Annotated in this window: 19 protein-coding genes and 2 pseudogenes; 10 read left to right on the top strand and 11 right to left on the bottom strand. The window is 58.6% G+C overall.

The genetic code is table 11. The features are described from left to right. Positions 1-4: 4 nt before the first annotated feature. From AWB69_RS06195 to AWB69_RS06225, 7 genes are all read right to left on the bottom strand, one after another. Positions 5-673 carry an HAD-IA family hydrolase gene (locus tag AWB69_RS06195; RefSeq protein ID WP_062083274.1) on the bottom strand — a complete coding sequence of 223 codons (669 nt, stop codon included), beginning with the start codon at positions 671-673 and terminating at the stop codon, positions 5-7. Between the two features lie 37 nt (positions 674-710). Then, positions 711-1,679, bottom strand: coding sequence for a hypothetical protein (locus AWB69_RS48590; RefSeq protein ID WP_062083277.1), 969 nt, complete (start codon positions 1,677-1,679; stop codon positions 711-713). Positions 1,680-1,682: 3 nt separating this feature from the next. Then, on the bottom strand, positions 1,683-2,720 hold the full coding sequence (locus AWB69_RS06205; RefSeq protein WP_062083279.1) for a hydroxyacid dehydrogenase: 1,038 nt from the start codon (positions 2,718-2,720) through the stop codon (positions 1,683-1,685). Between the two features lie 71 nt (positions 2,721-2,791). After that, positions 2,792-3,781, bottom strand: a complete 990-nt coding sequence (gene alsC / locus AWB69_RS06210) for a D-allose ABC transporter permease (protein ID WP_062083381.1) — start codon at positions 3,779-3,781, stop codon at positions 2,792-2,794. A gap of 20 nt (positions 3,782-3,801) precedes the next feature. After that, positions 3,802-5,313 (bottom strand): sugar ABC transporter ATP-binding protein, encoded by a 1,512-nt coding sequence (locus tag AWB69_RS06215; protein WP_062083281.1) that lies wholly within the window; start codon positions 5,311-5,313, stop codon positions 3,802-3,804. A gap of 33 nt (positions 5,314-5,346) precedes the next feature. Further along, positions 5,347-6,294: a D-allose transporter substrate-binding protein gene (gene alsB / locus AWB69_RS06220; protein WP_062083283.1), complete on the bottom strand. Its 948-nt coding sequence runs from the start codon at positions 6,292-6,294 to the stop codon at positions 5,347-5,349. Between the two features lie 63 nt (positions 6,295-6,357). Continuing rightward, on the bottom strand, positions 6,358-7,494 hold the full coding sequence (locus AWB69_RS06225; RefSeq protein ID WP_062083285.1) for a Gfo/Idh/MocA family protein: 1,137 nt from the start codon (positions 7,492-7,494) through the stop codon (positions 6,358-6,360). Between the two features lie 167 nt (positions 7,495-7,661). Here AWB69_RS06225 and AWB69_RS06230 point away from each other — a divergent pair, with 167 nt between their 5' ends. Continuing rightward, positions 7,662-8,909, top strand: coding sequence for an ROK family transcriptional regulator (locus AWB69_RS06230; protein WP_062083287.1), 1,248 nt, complete (start codon positions 7,662-7,664; stop codon positions 8,907-8,909). 82 nt (positions 8,910-8,991) lie between these two features. Here the strand turns inward: AWB69_RS06230 and AWB69_RS06235 are convergent, their stop codons facing one another. Continuing rightward, positions 8,992-10,839 carry a phospholipase D-like domain-containing protein gene (locus tag AWB69_RS06235; RefSeq protein WP_062083290.1) on the bottom strand — a complete coding sequence of 616 codons (1,848 nt, stop codon included), beginning with the start codon at positions 10,837-10,839 and terminating at the stop codon, positions 8,992-8,994. Positions 10,840-11,199: 360 nt separating this feature from the next. On the opposite strand from AWB69_RS06235, the gene AWB69_RS06240 reads away from it, so the two are divergent. Continuing rightward, the gene (locus tag AWB69_RS06240; protein WP_156528755.1) at positions 11,200-12,183 is read left to right on the top strand and encodes a CHAD domain-containing protein; all 984 of its coding nucleotides are present in this window, start codon (positions 11,200-11,202) and stop codon (positions 12,181-12,183) included. Between the two features lie 35 nt (positions 12,184-12,218). On the opposite strand, the gene AWB69_RS06245 is transcribed toward AWB69_RS06240, so the two are convergent. Further along, entirely contained in the window at positions 12,219-12,737 is a 519-nt protein-coding gene (locus AWB69_RS06245; protein ID WP_062083295.1) for an arsenate reductase ArsC, read from the bottom strand. A gap of 326 nt (positions 12,738-13,063) precedes the next feature. Between AWB69_RS06245 and AWB69_RS06250 the strand changes: the two genes are divergently transcribed. Next, positions 13,064-13,261 (top strand): DUF3562 domain-containing protein, encoded by a 198-nt coding sequence (locus tag AWB69_RS06250; RefSeq protein WP_062083298.1) that lies wholly within the window; start codon positions 13,064-13,066, stop codon positions 13,259-13,261. Between the two features lie 418 nt (positions 13,262-13,679). Here the strand turns inward: AWB69_RS06250 and AWB69_RS06255 are convergent, their stop codons facing one another. After that, positions 13,680-13,910, bottom strand: a complete 231-nt coding sequence (locus AWB69_RS06255) for a hypothetical protein (protein ID WP_062083300.1) — start codon at positions 13,908-13,910, stop codon at positions 13,680-13,682. Between the two features lie 229 nt (positions 13,911-14,139). After that, a complete protein-coding gene (locus tag AWB69_RS06260) occupies positions 14,140-14,613 on the bottom strand; it encodes a hypothetical protein (protein WP_062083302.1) in 474 nt (157 codons plus the stop codon). Positions 14,614-14,798: 185 nt separating this feature from the next. Between AWB69_RS06260 and AWB69_RS06265 the strand changes: the two genes are divergently transcribed. The 7 genes and pseudogenes from AWB69_RS06265 to AWB69_RS06290 all read left to right on the top strand — a co-directional run bounded on the left by AWB69_RS06265 (position 14,799) and on the right by AWB69_RS06290 (position 20,895). Next, the gene (locus AWB69_RS06265) at positions 14,799-15,191 is read left to right on the top strand and encodes a proline racemase family protein (protein ID WP_269447467.1); all 393 of its coding nucleotides are present in this window, start codon (positions 14,799-14,801) and stop codon (positions 15,189-15,191) included. Further along, positions 15,103-15,324: pseudogene (locus AWB69_RS50280) on the top strand (proline racemase family protein); the annotation flags it as partial. The gene AWB69_RS06265 and the pseudogene AWB69_RS50280, both read left to right, overlap by 89 nt. Beyond that, on the top strand, positions 15,320-15,913 hold the full coding sequence (locus AWB69_RS06270; protein WP_062083304.1) for a GntR family transcriptional regulator: 594 nt from the start codon (positions 15,320-15,322) through the stop codon (positions 15,911-15,913). The pseudogene AWB69_RS50280 and the gene AWB69_RS06270, both read left to right, overlap by 5 nt. 182 nt (positions 15,914-16,095) lie before the next feature. Then, positions 16,096-16,758 (top strand): annotated as a pseudogene (locus AWB69_RS06275) (H-NS histone family protein); the annotation flags it as partial. 906 nt (positions 16,759-17,664) lie between these two features. Next, on the top strand, positions 17,665-18,597 hold the full coding sequence (gene rbsK, locus AWB69_RS06280; protein WP_407923015.1) for a ribokinase: 933 nt from the start codon (positions 17,665-17,667) through the stop codon (positions 18,595-18,597). 647 nt (positions 18,598-19,244) lie between these two features. Then, positions 19,245-20,093: an ABC transporter permease gene (locus tag AWB69_RS06285; RefSeq protein ID WP_197500178.1), complete on the top strand. Its 849-nt coding sequence runs from the start codon at positions 19,245-19,247 to the stop codon at positions 20,091-20,093. 4 nt (positions 20,094-20,097) lie between these two features. After that, a complete protein-coding gene (locus tag AWB69_RS06290; RefSeq protein WP_062083312.1) occupies positions 20,098-20,895 on the top strand; it encodes an ABC transporter permease in 798 nt (265 codons plus the stop codon). Positions 20,896-20,897: the final 2 nt, after the last annotated feature.

A 20,897-nucleotide genomic window follows, 5' to 3' on the forward strand; every position in this document is an offset into this window, starting at 1 on the left:
CCACTCAGGCCACCCGAAGACGCATCTCCCCGTTGTCATGCGAGACATGCAGGCCGCGAAGATCGTGAAGATAGCCGCGTGGACCCAGGGCGTCGATCTGCGCCACGGATAAAGTTGAAGTGATGGCAATCACCAGGGACCCTGCCGCCAGTCCCGATGCAATCCCGGCGGCCGAATCCTCGAACACAATAGCTTGCCCGGGAGCTGCGCCTAATGCTCCCGCGGCTGTAATGAAGCCATCCGGCGCAGGTTTCCCGCGTACGATTTCATCGGAGGAGAACAGGACCTTGGGGACCGGTAGTCCCGCGGCCTTGAGCCGTCTTAGCGCAAGAGGGCGTTCCGCAGACGTGACCACAGCCCAACGATCTTCGGGGATGGACGCCAGTAAATCCCGAGCGCCCGGGATTTCGACAATGCCCTCCACGTCGTCGAGTTCGATCTGCTTTAACGCCGCTGTATCGGCTTCAATATCCGTTCCGGGCGGCGCCAATGCGCGAACCGTGTCTATCACGCGCCGGCCCTGACATTCGCGCAAGACCATCTCGGGGTCAAGCCCCCGCCGACGCGCCCAGTCGGTATACGCCCGGATCACGGGCGCATGTGAGTTGAGCAAGGTTCCGTCCATATCGAACAGAAAACACGATGCGCGAAATTCGACTTGAGTAAGCAACATGAGCAGCGGCGGACCGTGTGAGTAATCTGGCAAACATTCAGGGAAGTTGAGCAGCGTCGCCGGGCACGGCCTCTTCCACACTGAGCGTTGTCGATTCACCCGGCTGCAGGACGACCAGGGGTCCGTGCGACTCGATCTCAAAGTATGGCAGCTTGGGCGCGTTGAACACTTCAAGCGGCGTCCCGTGAGCATACCTCGCCTCCGCGAAAACAGGAAAGCGCCTGCGCAACCTGCGCTTGCCTTCCGGCAAATCGAATTCGACATGGATGACACCCGGCGAATTCTTTACGCCCAGCTTGAACTCGACCGCCTCAACGCATAGCGTAGTGACAAGACCGGTCGATCCCCTCACAAATGCTGATTCACGTATGTCGCCCAAAGGGCCTTTTGCTGGAAATGGCGTTACCGATACACGCCAGTCTTGTTCGCTCCCGATAGCAACCTCGACCTTCCCCGGCCGGCGCAACATCAGGACATCCCAGATCGCGCATTGCCGCTCCCGTTCGCCCCGGTTACGAAGTTCGTGTGACGTTGTCCATGCACCATCGCGCGCCGAGAGGACAATGCGACGCCGGATCTGCAAGCCGCTCTGCCTGCAAACTGCGCTCAGCAACTCGATGCCCATGGACCTGGATTCGAACCATGTACTCACGACTTCGTAGGGCCCGCTATCCAGATCGCGCTGAGGCGCGCCGCCGGGCCAGTCGGCCTCAGGCGCTACCCAGGTCTTGCCGCCACCCCATAGCGGAAAATCCCATTCCGCGCAAAGGGTTCGCCATTGAGCGCCGCTCCAGTCCGGCACGCGTCCGGCCAGGGCATCGTTGATATACGCCAGCTCAACGCCCTCATGCCGGATGCTCATCAACCGGCCGCCAATGACAGGAACAACGGTCAGCTCGAGCTCGCCCTGACGCATGGACAGCGCCGTCCATCCGCGATACTCAGTCCATTTAAGCTCGCGATGCTTATCGGCGATTCCAGCGAAATGCGATATGTGACTCAGCATCGGTCAGCTCTTGTCCACCGGCTTGCTGCGCATCAGGCCAACTGTTTCCGGCTGCGCGATCTTGCACATCACCGGCGGCAACCCGCGCGCAATCAATTCGATATCGGCCAAAGCACGGCGGCCAATGTCCCTCAACACGGCGTCAAGTGCGCCAGCCTGGTGCGGCGAGAGCAACACGTTGTCGACCGAGCGCGCCCGATGCCCGGGAGCAAGCGGCTCTTCGGGAAAGACGTCAGTCGCGACCCGGATATGACCCGCCGAAGCCGCGTCGAGCATTGCATCGAAATCCACCACACCCGCGCGGCTCACCAGGATGAAAGCGGCCCCCTTTCGCATCGATGCAAACTCGTCGCGCGTAAGAAAACCCTGGTTTTGAGAAGTGACGCCTGCCACCACGAACACGACCTGTGACTCGCGCAATACCGTATCGAGCGATGCAGCCTCGCATCCAAGCGACTCGATATACGCCGGAGGCAGCCAGGGATCGAACGCCCTCACCACGCCGCGAAACGGCGCCAGGAGCGGCAGGATCGCACGCCCGAGGTCGCCCATCCCGATGAACCCTACGGGCACGTCATACAGCGAGAACGCATCCTTGTTTGCATCGAGCCCATATTGCTCGGTGCCGCTGCGAAAACGCCTGTCCGCATGACTGATCCCGCGAGCGAGATCGATCGCCATGCCCAGTGCCGCTTCGGCCACGGGTTCCGCAAACACCGGGCTCACGTTCAGCACACGAACGCCTTGCCTGAAGCACTGGGCGTAGTCCACGTTCGGAAGAAAATTCCCTTCCACATTGACGATCGCTCGCAGATTGGCCGCACGCGTCAGACGCTCGGCCGGCATGTCAAACTGACCAACAATGATGTGGGCATGAACGGCGTGTTGCTCGAAGATCTCATCGGTCACGGGACCATCTTCATGAATGAACACATCGCCAAGCGCATGGAGACGCTTGAGATCGGCGGGACTGAAAATGTCCGCAACGGTACGTGGGGCAGGCGCGACGAACAGACGGATTTTTTCTACGGCTTGAGTCATGGGTACTCCGGGGGACGAATATCGGAAGCGGCGCCGCAGTCAGCGAAGACACGCGGCGCTTGCAGATTGATTTACCGGGACTTGCGTGTGAACAGCTTGTCGGCCGTGACCGCCGCAATAATGAGTGCGCCCATCACGATCTGCTGGTAGTAGGTCTCCACATTCATGATGTTCAGGATGTTGTTGATTACGCCAATGATCAACCCGCCTATGACGACGCCCGCGACCTGTCCCCGCCCGCCAAAAAAGCTTGTCCCGCCGATAATCGCCGAAGCAATCGCGAAGGTCTCGAAACCCACTCCGGCGTTCGGTTCCGCAGCGGCGGTGCGCGCGGTTGTGACAATCCCGGCAATGCCCGCGCAGGTTCCCGCAATGATGAAAACGACCATGGTGTGCAACTTCACGCTGATGCCCGAATAGAACGCGGCCTGCGCGTTGCCGCCGAGTGCGTAGATGTTACGGCCGAGCTTCGTGAACTTGGTCAGGAACATCAGGAATCCGGCCACCACGACCGCAATGATGATCGGCACCGGCACGCCGAAAACACGCCCGGCGACGACATCGGTAAAGGAGCGGTCAAAGCCGAATACAGACCTTGAGTCCGACACGATGAGCGTGACGCCGCGGTAAATCGCGGCCGTGCCCAGCGTGATGATGAACGGATGCAATTGCGTGAGGTTGACAAGCGCGCCGTTGACCGCGCCGAGCAATGCCCCGACCCCTACGCCGCCAATGAGCACCGCGAGCCACACGGGCAAGCCGGCCATCATCAGCTTTGCCATCACCATGCCGGAGAGCGCGAGCACCGACCCGATGGACAGGTCAATGCCTGCAATCAGGATGGTGAAGAACACGCCGCACGCAAGCAGGACCATGACCGAGCTCTGCAAGAGGACCTGGACCAGGTTGTCCCGTGTCAGGAAATACTGCGGCGAAGCGATGCTGCACAAGATAAGCAGCACCACGAGAATGCCGAATGTGCCGTACGTCTGCCATATTGTGGCGAAATCCCGGCGAGGGGGTGCCGCGAGCGGCGCGCCGGACGTGTTGGACTGGTTCATCTTGCCTCCTTCGTTGTCGCTCATGAGGTGGCGACTTGCATGATCGATTCTTCCGTGGCGTCGGCATTGGCAAGCGTTGTCGCTACCGTGCCGTCCTTGTATACCGCGATGCGATCGCACACCGCGATGAGTTCCGGCAGCTCCGACGACACCATGAGGATGGCCTTTCCTTCATTGGCCAGCGCACGCATGATCGAATAGATCTCGGCCTTTGCACCAATATCAATGCCGCGCGTGGGTTCATCGAAGATGAAGAGATCACTCTTTGCCGCGAGCCACTTGGCGATGATCGCCTTCTGTTGGTTTCCGCCCGATAGTTCGGTGATGTTCTGCGTTGAAGATGCGCATCGGATTCGAAGCCGCTCCTTGTAGCTCAAGCCGAATTCGCGCTGCTGCGCACGGTCGATCAGTCCGAGCGAGAGTGCTCGTCGCGTGCTGCGCAAGGCGGGAACGACAAAGATGTTCTCTTCAATATTCAGGTTATGAAAAAATCCCGTCGCACGCCGGTCCTCGGTCACGAATGCAAGCCCTTGCTTGACCGCCTGATAAGGCGAGTCAATCGTAATCTCGCACCCGTTGAGCGTCATCAGGCCAGCCGACTTTCGACGAACGCCGAAGATGGTTTCCATCAGCTCGCTGCGTCCTGATCCCATCAAGCCGGCGAAGCCGAAAATTTCCCCACGATGCACGTTGAACGAGACGTCGCGCACCCATCCATCGCGTGAGGAAAGATGATCGACGGAGAACACTACTTCGGCGTTTTTTGCATCCACACCGCCCGGTCGGCCGTGAACGATTTCCCGGCCGACCATCAGCGCGACGAGGCGGTCTGTCGAGGTCGTTTTAGCGTCGTAAGTGCCGACGTATTTACCATCCTTCAGGACCGTGACGCGATCGCCTATTATCGGAATCTCCTTGAGCTTGTGGGAAATATAGGCCACGCCCACACCATCGCGCTTGAGGTCGCCAATCACCGCGAAGAGCTTGGCGACTTCGGTATCGGTCAGCGACGAAGTCGGCTCGTCCATGATGATGAGACGCGCCTCGCTGGCCAGCGCCTTGGCAATCTCGACTTGCTGCTTCTCCGAGATGCCCAGGTCGCCAACCAGTGTGCGGGGATCACGTGCGAGACCGACCCGGGCAAGCACTTCACGCGCCTTGTTGTGCATGCGCTTGCGATCGACCACGGGAATACCGAAACGCCTGACGGTGGGAATGCGCCCAACAAACAGGTTTTCCTCAATGCTCAAATAGTCGATCACACTCAGTTCCTGATAAATCAGGCAGATGCCAAGCTGGGCCGACAACGCGGGCGACAACTTCGAGTATTCATTCCCGCCCGCCGCAATAGCGCCTGACGTCGGCTCATAAATGCCGCTGAGGATTTTCATCAACGTCGATTTACCAGCGCCGTTCTCGCCGAGCAACACGTGCACCTCGCCTGCACGTACGTCAAAACTCACATCGCTGAGCGCGGTCGTGCCCGGGAAGATCTTCGTGATGCCACGCACGGCTACCAGTACATCGTTCATCTGGTCCTCGCTGAATACGTCAGGCACGCGGGCTTACTTCGTGATCAGATGGGATTCGACCGGTATGAAGACCGGCGCCACGGCCGGGTTGATCGCGGGCTTGTTCTTCAGCGCGTCGAGCAGGAGGTCCACGGACTTGGCGCCCATTGCTGCGGAGTCCTGCGCGATGGTCGCTGTCAGCTCGCCGCGCTTGACCGAGTCAAGCGCTTCGGGAACCCCGTCCGTGCCCACCACGATCACCTTGCCGAGTTTGTCGGCATTCTTGACCGCCTGTGCGGCGCCGAGCGCCATGGTGTCGTTCGCCGCGTAAATGGCCTTCAGGTCAGGGTTACGTTGCAGGATGTTGGTGGTCACGTCCAGTGCTTTCGAACGATCCCAGTCGCCCGGCTGACTTGCTACGAGCTTGATGGACGGCACCTTTGCAAAGGCCTGCTTCGCGCCGTCGCGACGGGCGTCGCCCGAGACGTTACCGGCTTTGCCCTCGATAATCGCCACGCTGCCGCCTGCGCTGCCGAGCTTCTGCGCGATGTAATCGCCTGCCTTGTTGCCCAGCGCCACGTTATCGCTCGAGATGAAAGCGATTACCGAACCGCCCGCTGCCTTCAACTGGCCCTGGTCAATCTTCTCGTCGATATTGACCACATAAATGCCTTTCTTCGTGGCCGCCGCAACAGCCTGGATCAGGCTCACCGGCGAGATGGGCGCGACGCCGATAGCCTTGTAGTTCTTGTTGAGCACGTCTTCCACCAGACGCTGCTGACCCTGGATGTCATCTTCACTGTTGCCCGCGAGGATGTCGACGGTCACCCCCTTCGCCTTGGCTTCTTTCTGGATGCCGTCGCGCATGGCGACCCAGTACGGATTGGCCAGCGTCTTCAGCACGATCGCGATATCGGCGGCCTGCGCGGGTGTCCACGCCGTCAGCGTCAGGGCCAGCGCTGCGATGCCGGTTGTCGACTTGAGCAACTTTTGAACCTTCATTTTTCGTCTCCTGTTGTTCCGCCAAAGGCGGGTTTTCTAATGGATATGCAACGTGGACCGCGACTAGATTTGCTCCCACGCGCGCGCTTTCGACGAACGAAGCACTGCATCAATGATCTGGGCCGAGCGATACCCGTCTTCGAAAGTCGGCAAGCCTTCACGCGCTTCGCCGCGAATCACCGCATAGGTGTCGGCGACAAATGCTTCGAAGCATTGCGCATAACCCTGGGCATGGCCTGCCGGCAGCGTCGCAAGACGTCGTTGTTCGGCACTGCCGCGCGATGGGTCGCGCACCAGCAGCCGGGTCGAATCCCGGTCTCCGAGCCACAGGCGTTCCGGCTCTTCCTGATCAAATACGAGGCTGGCGCGAGCGCCGTCGAGTTCGAACCACAACCGGTTCTTGCGGCCCGCCGACACCTGGCTCACGGTGAGCGTTGTCAGCACGCCGGTGGTGGTCCGGAACAACGCGCCGGCCACATCCTCGGTCGTCACCGCCTGCCTTTCCAGCGACGCGCCCGGGGCAGGAGACGAAAACGTCCCGACCGTGCCAGTGGGACGGTCGTGCATGATTGTCTGGAGTGTCGCGACGACCGTCTCGAATCGTTCGCCGCTGATCCATTCGATCAGGTCGCACCAATGCGACCCGATGTCCGCGAATGCTCGCGACGGGCCGCCCAGTGCGGCGTCCACACGCCAGTTCGTGTCGTCCCGTCCGAGCAGCCAGTCCTGCAGATAGCTTCCGTGAATGAGTTGAAGCGCCCCAACGGTGCCGTCCTGCACCAGCGAGCGCGCCTCCCTGACCATCGGGTGATACCGGTAAACGAACGGGACCGCGGCAACGCGCCCCGCTGCTTGAGCTGCGGCCGCGAGCGCCCTGGCATCGGAGAGACTGGTTGCAAGGGGCTTTTCGCACACCACATGCTTACCCGCGGCAAGCGCCGACATGGCGATCGGGTAATGCGTGGAATTGGGCGTGCAGATATGAATGACGTCGACCGCAGGGTCGGCAATGGCTTCGTCGGCATTCGAATACGCGCGCTCCATACCCAGGTGAGCCAGATGAGCGGCAGCCGCTTTAGCGCTCTGCGGACTCGATGCCGCTATGCCCTTCAACGTCGCGCCGGCGAGCCGGCTAGCCCTGGAATGAACCGCGCCCATCATTCCTGCGCCGACGATTGCCACACCTAGTGTCTCAGCCATTTTTTTAAACTCCATTTGGTTGACTGGACATTAGCGGGGCAAAGCCTCGCCCGATATTTTGTATTATTTAATTCGATTTCCGACATAAATACTTTACCTATCGCCCCGGCGAGCACGCTTGTGGCTTGCGCGTGGATTAAGTAAGCTCGATTGTCCAAGGCCCTACCATGAACACGCCAATCCATCAGCCCGCCCCCTCCCGCCTCGCCACCTTCGACCGGGCTTTCCGGCTCGAAGAGTTTGAAATTCAAAGCAAACTGGCAAGGCTGATCGCTTCGTCTCAGGGAATCAGCCGCGCCGACCTTGCGCGTAACACAGGGTTCGCCCGTTCCACCGTGTCGCAATTGATCCAGCCGCTGATCGAATGCAACCTTGTCAAAGAGCAAACGCAAAGTGCATCGGCCAGGGGGCGGCCGGGCACGATGCTCGTGCTCAATTCCCGCGCGGGGCTCATCCTGGTGGCGGACATGGGTGCGACCCATGGACGGCTCGTCATCTCGGATCTTGCTCAGAGGCGGCTGGCGGAAAGAGTCTTCGGCATTGATGTTGCGCTTGGACCCGAGATCGTCCTCGATTCGATCGTCGACCAGTTCCAGCAGTTGCTGCGGGAGCACCGGCTTCTCGACCAATCCGTACGCAGCGTCGTGGTCGGCCTGCCGAGCCCCGTGGACTTCAGCCGCGGCGTTTGCGTGAGGCCGCCCATCATGCCGGGATGGGACGGCTTCCAGGTGTCCGAGTATCTGCAATCGCGCCTCAAGAGCCCGGTGCTGGTCGACAACGATGTCAACCTCATGGCGTTGGGCGAGGCTCGCACGCGGCCCGCCCATCAGTCTCCATTGCTGTTTGCCAAGGTGTCGACCGGGATAGGATGCGGGATCATTACGTCGAACGGCATGTTGCACCGAGGCGCCGATGGCTCGGCGGGTGATATCGGGCACATCAGGGTCCCCGGACGTGACGACGTCATTTGCCGGTGCGGAAATATTGGGTGTGTCGAGGCAGTCGCTTCGACTACTGCTGTCCTTGCAAACCTGCAAGCATTGCCTGACGCCGGCGCGCAAAATGTGGATGACCTGGTGCGGCTGGTTCGCTCGGGAGACCGTCAGGCCGTCCGGCTTATTCGCGCCGCGGCTGCTGAAATAGGCGAAGTCATCGCAATGCTGGTCCACATGTACAACCCGGCCGCGATTGTCCTCGGCGGCCGGATGGCGAGGATCAGCGACGACTTGCTTGCGGGGGTTCGAGCAGTTGTCTACAGGCGGGCATTGCCGCTCGCGACAAGAAGCCTGCTTATCGAAAATACGGCGCTCAATCAATATGCCGGCGCGATTGGAGGAGCAGTCCTCGGGATTGAACGCGCGCTGTCGTCGAAGGGAATTGCTTCAATCCTGCATTCGGTCCCAAGCTCAAATTAGTCGCGACCGGCCGACATGGTGGAATCGGGCTGGGACCCGGTCAATGCGTTCCTGCCTTCGCTGCCCCAGCCCACTCAGTACCCTAGTGTTCCAAAGCGTGTACACGGGCGTGTGGCTTCGACTGCTGCCCTGCGCCACTCGCGGGAGCCTGCAGCCAGAAGGCCAGTTCGGCGTTGCTCGCGTGGCCAGTCGACGAGAAATAGCTGGCCTGCCACGAATCGTCTTCATTCAACCCCTGCCAACTATCCTTGGTCCCATGCTGAGCGAGCAGATAGCGCCAGCGATAGTGGTCGTACACATCCAGCACGTGGACAGCGTAGGCACACGCCAGGCTTACATTGCCTTCGATGATGACGAGATTTTCATCGTTGGTGGACGACGCCTTGTTTCCCAGATTGTGGCTGCCGACCACCACGGTGCAATGCTCGGGGTCGAATGGGTCGATCACCACGATCTTGTCGTGGATGACAGCATGGCCGGCTCTGGCAAGTTCCTTCTCCCAGACGCCAAACGCGTCGTTCACGCCTTGGGTGGGAATCACCTGAGCCGGGTCCGTTGGCTTCGAATTGTTGTTGTGAAGGTCGATGACGAAGTTACCTGCCCGGTCCGCATTGGTGAGTGCACCCCGAATGAAGAGCTTCTGATTCTTCTCCTGCGCAGAAGCGGCGGCATCAATAATGCTGGGCTGACCCGGGTCGAATGCGAGGAAGAGCACCGCCGATTTCGCGGCCTCTATTCGAGCATAAACATCTGCCATGTCGGGCGGTGTAACGCCCTTCGCCTTGTTCTTCTGGAGCGTGTTCGGCGAGAACCAGAGCGTCGTTTTCCTCGCGCCCGGAACCTGCACGGTAACCGGCGAAGCGTTTGCCGTGCGGAATGCTTTGCTTTGCAACGCATGAGGATCCGTGCCTGCATCCAGCGTGTCTTTCTTGAGCGCATCCCAGTAGGTCGAATAAGCACTCGCGAGTGACGGCGAACGGAACACGATGCTGTTGTTGGTCTGTGCGCAAAGGCCGGTGGGCGTCCAGTTGGTCGATCCGGTCAGTACGCTTGCCGGCGTGCCCTTGGCGTCGACATAAAGCATGAACTTGTTATGGCCAATATGACTGCCGTCGGGAAGCATCCGGTCCGTCACGTCAACGCCCGAGTGATGCAGCGCTTCGCGTGCCGGCGCGTTTTCCTTGTCATCGTCGTGTGACGTGCTGTCATAGGTATTTGACAGAATCAGGTGCAATTGTTTGTTGCCGACGAGAGACGCTTCAAGTTGTTTGTCGGCAAGCTCATACAACGCGCCGTAACAGCTTCCGCCCTGCGCCTTTGCCTCGGCGAGCAGCGACGGAAGCACCGTCACAAGGTCGCCTGCCAGTGACTTGCGCAGCGGGTCACTCGCGTCGGCAATACGTTTGAGCAGAGCACCGGAATCCGGCAAATCGGACTTGCTCTTGGGGAGTTGCCGGGCGACGGCCTGCGTCGCAAGGATTCCCCGATTGAAATAGCACTTGATGGCCTCGGGGTCGTCCTGAGGGCCATGTTCGGCCGCCAGGCTGACAGGGTTCGAATAGAGGACAGTTGCACCTGCGAGAGCAGCTAACTGCGGCGGCGCATCTTTGCTGAAGGTGCCTTGAAGCGGAATGATTTGATAAACGTAGGCACCCTGCTTGTGAGCATCCTTTACATACAGATCCTTCCAGAAGAATTTCTGGATTGGACCTTGTGCGGTGGTCTGCCCGGCGTGCCCTGAATTGGGGTCACTCGGAAAACCTGCCATGGCGGGCAGGGAAACACCCTGAGGGGTGCTGATGTCGAGCTTCGCGTCTGATGCATTAATGCGCCGGACGTCGAAACCAACACACCCGGACAGCTTGTGGTCGAATGTCCATGCCACAAGAATGACGTCGTTGTTCGAGAGAGCAATACATTTTGTGGACATTCATATCTCCTTGGTGCCGAGGGGCATCCGCGCCATGATCCCGACTGCTCGTTGAGCAACGAAGCAATTCTTGCGGTGGAGTAAAGATTGGGGGAACGGACGCGTTGCTGACAGGGTCTGTCAGTCGTCAGATAGTTGCTTAGTGGCTTGAACGTTTGATGACGCTTTGACGAGATGCGGGTCGCGCACTATTGCTGTGCATAAGAATTCTTTGTCACTGCCAGCGGCCCATGCCGTCCGTAAGCACTTACTGATATGAAAACTTTCTCGAATCAAAAAATGGAACGTATGACCTTCTTGGCACACCGTCCGCCGCTGTTGTAGGATTCAGCGCGGGTCCTTAGCGTGGGACAGCCAGACGTGCGCTATTGGAAGTTGATTGAAAACCGGCTTCGTTCCGAGTGCTTCTTCTACACCGTGCATTTTCCGAGGGCGTCCCTAATGAGTTTCCACATTCTCGCTTTGGCACCGGATGAGTTGGACTCGCGGGAAGACAACGCGCCTCCTCGGTCGATAAGTCCCGCTACATCCGTGGCCACTGCGTTTGCGGTTCTCGCCACCCAGACGTCTGCAGAGGCCATACGGCGCGCCCATGCACTGCATGCCGGATCTGAGCCCGAAGTTCTGCATAAGCTTCGGGTCGCTCTGCGTCGGCTGCGTTCACTTTGGTGGGCTTACGAACCACTACTCGATCAGAAAGATGCCAAGCTCAAGCGGGGCGAGTTCAAATACCTTGCCGATGCCGCGGGTAAAACCCGTGACTGGGACGTGCTCCGTGACATTCTCATGGCAAACCAGCAGAAACAGCTATCGCACCGGCGGCTTATCGTTGCGGTAGAAGAGCATCGGACCAACGCTCTTTCACTCAGCCTAAGAACAATTCGTAGCGCGGGCGTTGAGGAAATACTGCAACGCGCGGTGGCAGGCGCCGCGCACCAGCTGGATTCACGATCCGCGCTTCCCGTTCTTTCCGAGTTTGCTGAAGAGCGCGTTGCACGGGCTGAGAAGGCGCTGCAGAAGCGAGTCAGGCAAGCAACGGAACCCGAACACTCCGGGTATGCCACGCTGCACGAAGTGCGAATCTCGGGGAAAAAACTTCGATATTTGCTGGAGTTCTTTTCGCCGGTTCTGGCCCACAGCCACCCATCCACAATCGAGCGCCTGACCTCCGTGCAGAACGAACTCGGCAAGCTTAATGACCTTGTCACGAGCGAGACGTTACTTCGGGAGTATTCGTTTCAGCTCGGTGAACCTGACGGGGTGAAAGAAGCCGTCCAATACTTCGACGACCAGAAAAGGCGTCACATGCGCGCTGCGCACGAGATATTGCGGACCGCGTCGTAAAGCAGCAGGGCGAGTGCTCACACGTCAAGCCTTGGTTACGACGCGGAGTCGGCTCCGCTGCGATCCGCTTCCTGATGAGCGTTCACCGCGAGCACCTGCTCATCCGCATTCATCGATTGCAAGGGAAGCGCAATGAACACGCTGATGCGCCTTAGGATCTGGCGGAAAACCCGTTCGAACGCCTGCTTCTGCAAGTCCTCGGTCGCAAACTCGGCGAGCGGGTCGTCAAATGTCCATCGGCAAAATACAGGCGAGCCTGGGAAGTTCGGCGCGTGTGCCTCATCGGCCTCGTCGCACATGGCGACGATCACATCCATACGCGGGGCGTCGGCATCGACAAATCTCTGCCAACTCTTGGGCTGCAAAAGATGGATGTCAGCGATTGTCGAGCTAAGTTGCGCAATGGTCAGCGGGTGAACTCGCGCCGCGGGCTCGACCCCGGCGCTGAATGCTTCGAACCTGTCTGGTGCGAGTTGCCTGAGCAGGGATTCAGCCATGATGCTGCGCGCAGAATTTGCACGGCAGAGGAACAGGACCTTGCATTTGGCATTCATGGCGCTACCCCAATTTGATGGCGGTGGTTTCTCGCGCGAATCCTACAGCCGCAGTTTGGCAATCCAATGACACTGCAGTGACAGGGCATCAGGGCGTGCGTCGTCTAACGGGCTTGACCGTGATTCCCCCGGACCCGCGTCAGACGGCACTTCTGACTTTAATAAGTGGCGAAATCTCGCGACGCACATCAAGAATCATTGGCTAATTTGACCGGGCGGATGGCGCGTCCTTTCGCAGCGGCTCACCGATAGTCACGTTCAATTGGATTTGCCTTATCGACAAGCCTCTACTCGTGCTCTTACAACGTATGCGGAGCGAGAGCGCTATGACACCGACTGATGCCAGCGAGGTTGTACAGACAATTGCGACCGAGACCAATACTTCGTCCGAGACGGTTTCCAAGCTCTACGCTGACACGTGGGCCGAGTTCGCGGAGAACGCGAGAATTCATGACTTCGTGCCCCTGTTCGTCGCCAAGCGTGTTCGCGCGACAATCAAGGCCGGTCAGAAGCAGCCCCATTAGAACGGGGCAGTAGGCGGACCGGATGGAAATGAAGTAACAACGATTGCGCAGGCCTCACAACGGCAACGGCAACTTCACGCAGAAGCATGTCAATGTAGCGGGCCGTTAAAGCGCCACCGTTTATCCATGTCTTTCAACAACACCACGTAATCGGACATTGGCGCTCTGGCGAAGCACGCATAGGCGCCTTCATTGGCTTCATCCCACAGAAGCTGGAACCGCCTGGCCGCCTCCGGCCTTGCGAGAGGCAATGCGAGCAGGCTTGCGAACGCAAACGAGATTTCCTCTGCTGTTCGATGCGTAGCTGCTGTCACGGGCTTTTAAATCCAGAGAATTTCCAACGACGAATAAAACCGCGATAGCGCAGATGGACTTCAATTCGCGCGGCGAATCCCCGCGAACAGTCAAGATCTTGTAGTCAGGACTGTGCCTTTTTCGCTTCCGCTTGAAACCACCACTCCATTTCCTTAAGAAGCGCAACGTACTCAGCCATCAAGGACGTTCCCATCACCTCAACTGCCGCGCGATTGGCCTCGTCCCACAAGTGCTCGAATACCGCGAGCGCAGATTTATAGGGGAGTTCTTGAACGGTCATCGTTTTGAATGCTACTCGTATTTCCGACGCGTTTCTGCGCTGTTGATTACTCATCCTGTGTGTCCAATACCTTCCCGTCATTCGCCGAATGGCAAGGTTCGTCTTTCAGGAGCATCGTACTATTATTTCATGACCGTGAACGTCGCTCATTCTGCGGAAAGACAGATTTGCATAGGATAACTGGATAGCTGGACAATGTATCGGTCCGGTGAGACAACCTGATGAATAACCGGAAGTGCTTCGCGAAGACGGAGCCAACGTACTTAAGCTACGTCAGGTTGCGTTAAGCCGACGCTTCAACAATGGCCGGAGTTCGTTCGGCTTTGAGCAAGCCTTCCACCATTCGCGTTTCGGCCCTGGCAATACTCTCGAGGGAGGCAGCAGACAACTGGCGGCCGAAAATCTCGAACGCTACACACAACCATGCGTATTCGACATCGCCCATCTGCCAGACACCGTCTTCCTTGCTGGTAGCGTCAATATGCATCATCGCCGCGAGCGCCTCTTGTATGTCCGCAATCTGGTCCGGCTGATATCCGATGAGGCAGAGCTCCTCGGCAACAAGCAACTGGCGGCCGAGGGTCGTAAATAGTTCACGCGATCCGTGGCCTCGCCGAAATGCATCCAGGCCCACATAGCACTGAAGAAGCATGGCCTGGGTGACGGGTTCGTGTGCAGCACGACTAAAGGTAAGTGCCCTTAGCAGCGGCGACATTGCCGGCTGAGTATGTTTGCGCGTTCGCGATTTGTTAGGCATGTCTGATTCAACTCCCTTCTGTAACTTCCGGTATCGCCGTCTATGTGCGGGTGCTGGAACAAGCGCCCTTTGAACACTAGCCTGCATGATCATCATGGCAACCCAAAATTAAAACCCGCTTAAGCGGCTGGGTAAACAACCTGCTCCTGCCGCCAACACGCCCCGAAGCCCACGCCGGTTTCATCGTGTTGCAGGCAGACAAGGCGCACCCGATGTCCGGCGGTAACACCATCTGCGTGGTCACTGCGCTTCTCGAGCTCGGAATGGCGCCCATGCAGGGGCCGAAAACCACGGCCCTGCTGGATACCCCTGCGGGACTCGTTACGGCCCGTGCCGCCTGCAAGAACGGGCGCTGCATCGGCGTCTCGCTGGAAATGGTCCCGGCGTTCGTTGAGCGCCTCGACTTCGAGGTCGGCAGGACCAGAGCAGACATCGCCTTCGGGGGCGTCTACTACGCGCTTATCGACGTGAACCAGATCGGGCTCGATATTGCACCGGAAAACGCACGACAACTGGCCGAATCCGGCGTCAAGCATCAAGGTTGCTATCAATCGGCAGGTTCAGCATCCACTGTATGAACAGATTAATGACGTGGCATGCGTCATGTTCCACAATCGCGTCGGCGATGAGCTCTACCGGACCTGCACGAGCTTGCCTCCCGGCCGCGTTGACCGGTCTCCGTGGGGGACGAGCAGTTCGGTAAATCTTGCAACCCTGGCCGCCCGGGGTCGTGTCAATACGGGCAGTCGTCTTACGTCGCGCTCCACTTGCGCGACTCATCAGCGAAGGACTGGTCACCATTCTGCCCAACCGGACTACGCTGGTCACGCCATTCGAAATAGAGGAGTTCCCGAAATATATTTCGGCTCTCGATCTCATGCAGCGGGCAGTCAGCCGGCTGGCTGCCACGCAGCATACCGCGTCGGATTTGGCCCGCATTCGCAAGGCCGACGATGTCTACATGGAGGCTATCGCCAGCGGCGACTTCCAGGCAATGTCCGAGACGAACAAGACGCTGCACACGGCAATCGCACATGCGGCGAACAACCCGTACTTCCTGGGGTACTACGAGCGGCTTCTCGGAGAAGGGCAACGCCTGCTCCACCTGCACTTCGACTTCACGGTGAGTTCGCCCACTGCAACAAAGCTTGGGCGCGATCACGATGAGTTGATTGATGCGATTGCGAGGCGAGACGCTAGCGCCGCCGAGAAAGCCGCGCATGAGCACACCATGCTTTTCCAGAAACGATTCCTCGACTACATGAAACAGAATCTGACGGAGTCCATGGCAATTCTGTAGATTCTGCAATAAAGCATGCAGCCGCAAAAGCTTCTTTCGCGACTGCCTCACTCAAATCCCGAAAGATTCCCACGGGTCACCGTGGCTATTAGCGACTCCTTTGCATCGCGAATACCTTACAGTACTTTCGCTCTCTCGAAGCGCATGGCATAGTGCGGGCACATCCATTCAAGGAGGTCGCCATGCCGACACTCGAACAAATCCGGGCGAACATGAAGAAACTGCAGGCCCAAGCCGATGCATTGATTGCAAAGAAGGCGCAGGCAGCGGTCGACGAAATTCGAAAAATCATGCTGGCGCACGGTTTGACTACTGAAGACATCGAGGCTAAAGCAAAGGCAAGGCGAGAAGCAAAAGCGGCGAACGGAAGTGCTTCCACGGTCAAGGCAAAGGCTGCCAATAGTCTGAAGGGCGTAACACCGCCGAAATATCAACACCCCAAGACTGGCGCGACCTGGACCGGCCACGGCCGCGCGCCGGCCTGGATCGCCGATGCCAAAAACCGCAATAAATTCTTGATTGACGGTGCCAATGCAAGCACTGTGAGCAAGGCGAAGACCGCGGGCAAGAAGGCCTCGGCTGTAGCTGGTGGAGTGGGTCACAGGGGACAGCGCACAGGTCCGCAGCCGGCCAAATACCTGGACCCCAAAACCGGGGCACAGTGGAGCGGACGTGGTCCGGCGCCTGCATGGCTAGCCACGGCAAAAGACCGAACGAAGTTTTTGATTGCAGGCGCGGCAGCCGTCGCCACTGAGACTACTGCGGCGCGCAAGGCGAAGTCTTCGGCTGTGAGCGGTGCTGTTGCAAAGAAAGCTGCAAGCAAGAAGGCAGTAGCGAAGCAGGCCGCTTAGGTCGCAAGATCCGCAACCTGAGCACTACGTACCACCAAGTTATCCGGTGAGCTGGCGAACCACCAGCACACCGGATAACCGAGCATCTACTACTGCACCCGCATCATCAGCGGCGCAACCGATTCAGCAAATTCTTTGCGGCATTGTGAGCGGCATAGTCCATCACATGCCGAGCACCCTCAGGAACAGGGTCCACCTGTCCTCCTCCATCGGCGTTGGCTCACGACCCTCAACTCGCCAACCACGCGGTCTCAATGGCAGCGTAGCTCAAACCTGACAGCCTCCACTTAAACCGGGGCGGATCACTCCCTTACTGGTGCGACGGACGTCTTTGGCTCGAAAAGAAGCTTTCGAGCTTCCTTAGCCGACGGCGGACCGTTATGGCGCTTGGCCACGTGCTAACCCTCGGTTTTATCGTTTCATATTTGAAACGACATGTTTTGAATTAAGACATAGCAAATCAAATTTTTCGACGATAGCATTAGCCGTCGTTGTGTTTGGCATTGGCAGAGCGGACGTAGAAAATGCACCGACCAAACGTCCTTTCAAAAGCATTAGCTGCATGCCGACTCATATTGGGTAGAACAAGAACGCCCATAGCCACCGGGAGCCATAAGCTCCGGGGAGCGCAACGATACGTACCCCCAACCTCCGGTTCGCCGCATTCGGGCGTTGACCGCTTTTCTCTTCGCCGCCGAGCACATACGCAGTATTGCGTCAAACAATCGTAAGGCACTGCGCGCATCCATTTCGTGGCAGCGCTGCGGCATAGCTATCCCATGTAACGCTCACCATGCGGCGCCAGAAACCAGATCGCGGGTTCTTGCTCCACGGACCGGTTTGGCGCCCCGAGCGGGTCGGCCGCAGATGCTGGTTTTGGTTGCCCAACAGGAGAAATCATTGTCGAAAGAAGCAAAGCAAGGCGCTGTGCTCGTGATGGGAAGCATCAATACCGATCTGGTCGCACGCTCTCTCTATTTGCCTCGCCCGGGGGAGACTATAGAAGGACAGGAATTCGCCCAGGTCTCGGGCGGCAAGGGCGCAAACCAGGCGGTTGCTGCTGCGCGCATTGGCGCGCGCGTCGCTATGGTGGGGTGCATCGGTTCGGACGACAACGGCGCATCCCGGCTTGCAGCCCTTGAGGCGGACGGTATTGACTGCAGTTCGGTCGAGACAGACCCTTCAACGCCGACGGGGGTTGCGATTGTTACCGTGGCCAACAACGGTCAAAACACCATTGTGGTGGTGGCGGGTGGCAATGGCCAGGTTACGCCCGCGATGGTGAAGCGCCACGAAGCCGCGGTAAAAGCCGCCGATGTCGTGATTTGCCAACTCGAGACGCCCTGGGATTCGGTCTTTGCAACGCTTGTCATGGCTCGGCGATTTGGCAAGGTCACGGTATTGAATCCGGCACCCGCAACTGGTCCTCTGCCCGCAGAGTGGCTGCCGCTCGTTGATTACTTGATACCCAACGAGGTCGAGGCCGCCATCCTGTCCGGCCTTCCGGTAGAGTCGGAAAGCGGAGCGCAAAGGGCGGCGCAAGAACTCCAGAGAGCCGGCGCTCAAAACGTCATAGTGACGCTCGGTGCGCAAGGTGCGTTTCTGCTGACTGAAACCGGCGAAGGAATCCACTTCGCTGCCGTCAAGGTCAATGCTGTCGATACAACCGCGGCCGGCGATACCTTCATTGGTGTGTTCGCGGCGCAAATAGCTGCGCGGCAACCTGTTGAAGCAGCGGTGAAGCTCGCCCAGCGGGCCGCCGCTATTTCCGTCATGCGTAACGGAGCGCAACCGTCCATACCTACCCGCGAAGAGGTGGACTGTGCGCAATAATCGGGCACCACAGCCAGCATCCGAGTGTATGCACTACTCTCACCTGTGTAATTGGAGCATTTGTGCAAGAGCTGGTGACTTATTGATCCCTCGTGGTGCAGGTCGTTTCCCCGGCGAACACCTCGTCCACTGCTCGCCCGGGTAAACCATCACGACTTCCGCTTGGCAATAATCGAAAAATCATCACATTCAGCCTATTTTCTGAATCATAGGCATCCTAATTATTTGCATTTTTTTAACTTGTACTTGCGACGACATATTTGAGTGTGTACGCTACAACTTGAATTGAGATCAAGCGCACAGGCATTAGCAACAGTTGCAATTGAGAACGGCTGTCCTGGGCCGGGGCTACCAAGTCGCCAAGGTCAAATCGGCAGACCCGGTCTCACGCGACGCTTGATCGGATGGCAACTCCTGCGGCACGCCGGAGTCACCCGTTCCATCCTGGCAAGGGAGCGGCAAATAAAGAAAAACGGTGTCGGATAGCAAGCTGTCTCGTAGGGGGCTGCAAGCCCCCTCACCGAAGACGATGTTCGACATCAAGCGGGACTCGGGCTATACGGTTGCACAACCTCACCATCATCGCGTACGAGAATTGATGACCATTTTCAAGCGAATGAAAACCAGAGAATTTTCCACACGAGATCATGGATATGGCCAATAGATTGCGGCGAGTCTTCCCTTCGCTACCGTGGCTTGCCCCTGCACTGATCATTTTGTTGATCGTGTATCTCCTGCCCCTCGCGAAGGTGCTCACCATCAGCGTCATGGAGCCAGTAGCGGGCTTCGGCAACTACGAAAAACTCCTTCTTGACGCGGGAATGCGGCACATTTTCTGGACCACATTCCGTATCAGCGGCATCACAACCTTGGTTTCGGTTGCGCTCGGCTATGTTGTCGCCCTCGCAATGGTCAACGCACCGCGACGCCAATTCCAGCTGATGCTGGTCTGCGTGCTGATCCCCTTCTGGATCTCGGTCCTGGTCCGCGCCTTTGCCTGGATCGTCCTGCTGCGCTCCGGCGGCGTGATCAATTCCGCTCTGCTCTCGCTCGGCATTATCAAAGAGCCGCTCGACCTCCTCTACAACGATTTTGGCGTGGTCGTCGGCATGGTGCATTACATGGTGCCGCTGGCCGTACTGACCATCTACGGGCAGATGTCCGGTATCGATACCCGCCTCGCCATGGCTGCCCGCGGTCTCGGCGCACGCCCCCTCTATGCGTTCGCCCGCATCTTTTTGCCGCTAAGCGTGCCGGGCATCTCAGCCGCCGTAATCCTGATCTTCATTACGGCGCTCGGCTTTTACATTGTTCCGGCCATGCTTGGTGGCGGCAAGACACTGATGCTGGCTGAGTACGTCAGCTTGATGATCAATGCCACCGTCGATTGGGGAATGGGCACGGCCATGGCCTCGACACTGGCCATCCTTGTACTCATGCTGATGTTCCTGTTGTCGCGGATCGTGGATCTGCGCCGCGTATTTGGAGGTACCTGAGGCCATGAAAACGACTTCGCGTCGAGGCATCCTGCTGGCGGCCGGCTGGGTGATCATCTTCTTTCTTCTTGCGCCGTCCCTGATCGTTTTTCCAATCTCGCTGACCGATACCAGCTATCTCGGGCTACCCGAACATGGCTTGTCGCTGCAACATTGGCACACGGTAGTCACTAACCGGGTCTGGCGCAGCGGCTTCATGCAAAGCCTGGTCATCGCACTCTCGGCCAGCGCCGTCGCGACAGCCGCCGGTACGCTCTGCGCTATCGGATGCTGGCGGCTTTCGTCGCGCTTCGGCGAATTCGTGCGCGTACTCATGCTCGCGCCACTGATCGTTCCGCAGATCGTCTACGCCCTTGGCCTCTATCGCTTCTATGCCTCGCTCCACCTGCTGGACACGTATGCGGGCGTGATCGCCGCGCATGCTGCCATCGGTCTTCCGTTTGTCGTGCTGACAGTCAGTGCCGCGCTGGTGAATTTCGATGTCCGCCTGGAACGGGCGGCTCGCAACCTGGGCGCGACCCCCATGCAATCGCTTCGACGGGTGCTTATTCCCAACATCAACGCGGGCATTATTTCGGGCGCCGTCTTCGCCTTTATCGCATCCTGGGACGAGTTGATCATCGTGTTGTTCATTGCCAGCCGCAAGATCCGCACCCTGCCGCGAGCGATCTGGTCCGGCGTCAACGAAAGCCTCGATCCGGCGATCGCTGCTGTCGCGGTCATCCTGATCATTGTCACGGTGCTGGTGCTGTCCATCTCGTTGCTCTCGGGCCGTCGCCAGACTGCGCGAAACCCTAACTGATT

Origin of the sequence: Caballeronia udeis, assembly GCF_001544555.2 — a bacterium.
GTDB classification, from domain to species: Bacteria; Pseudomonadota; Gammaproteobacteria; order Burkholderiales; family Burkholderiaceae; genus Caballeronia; species Caballeronia udeis.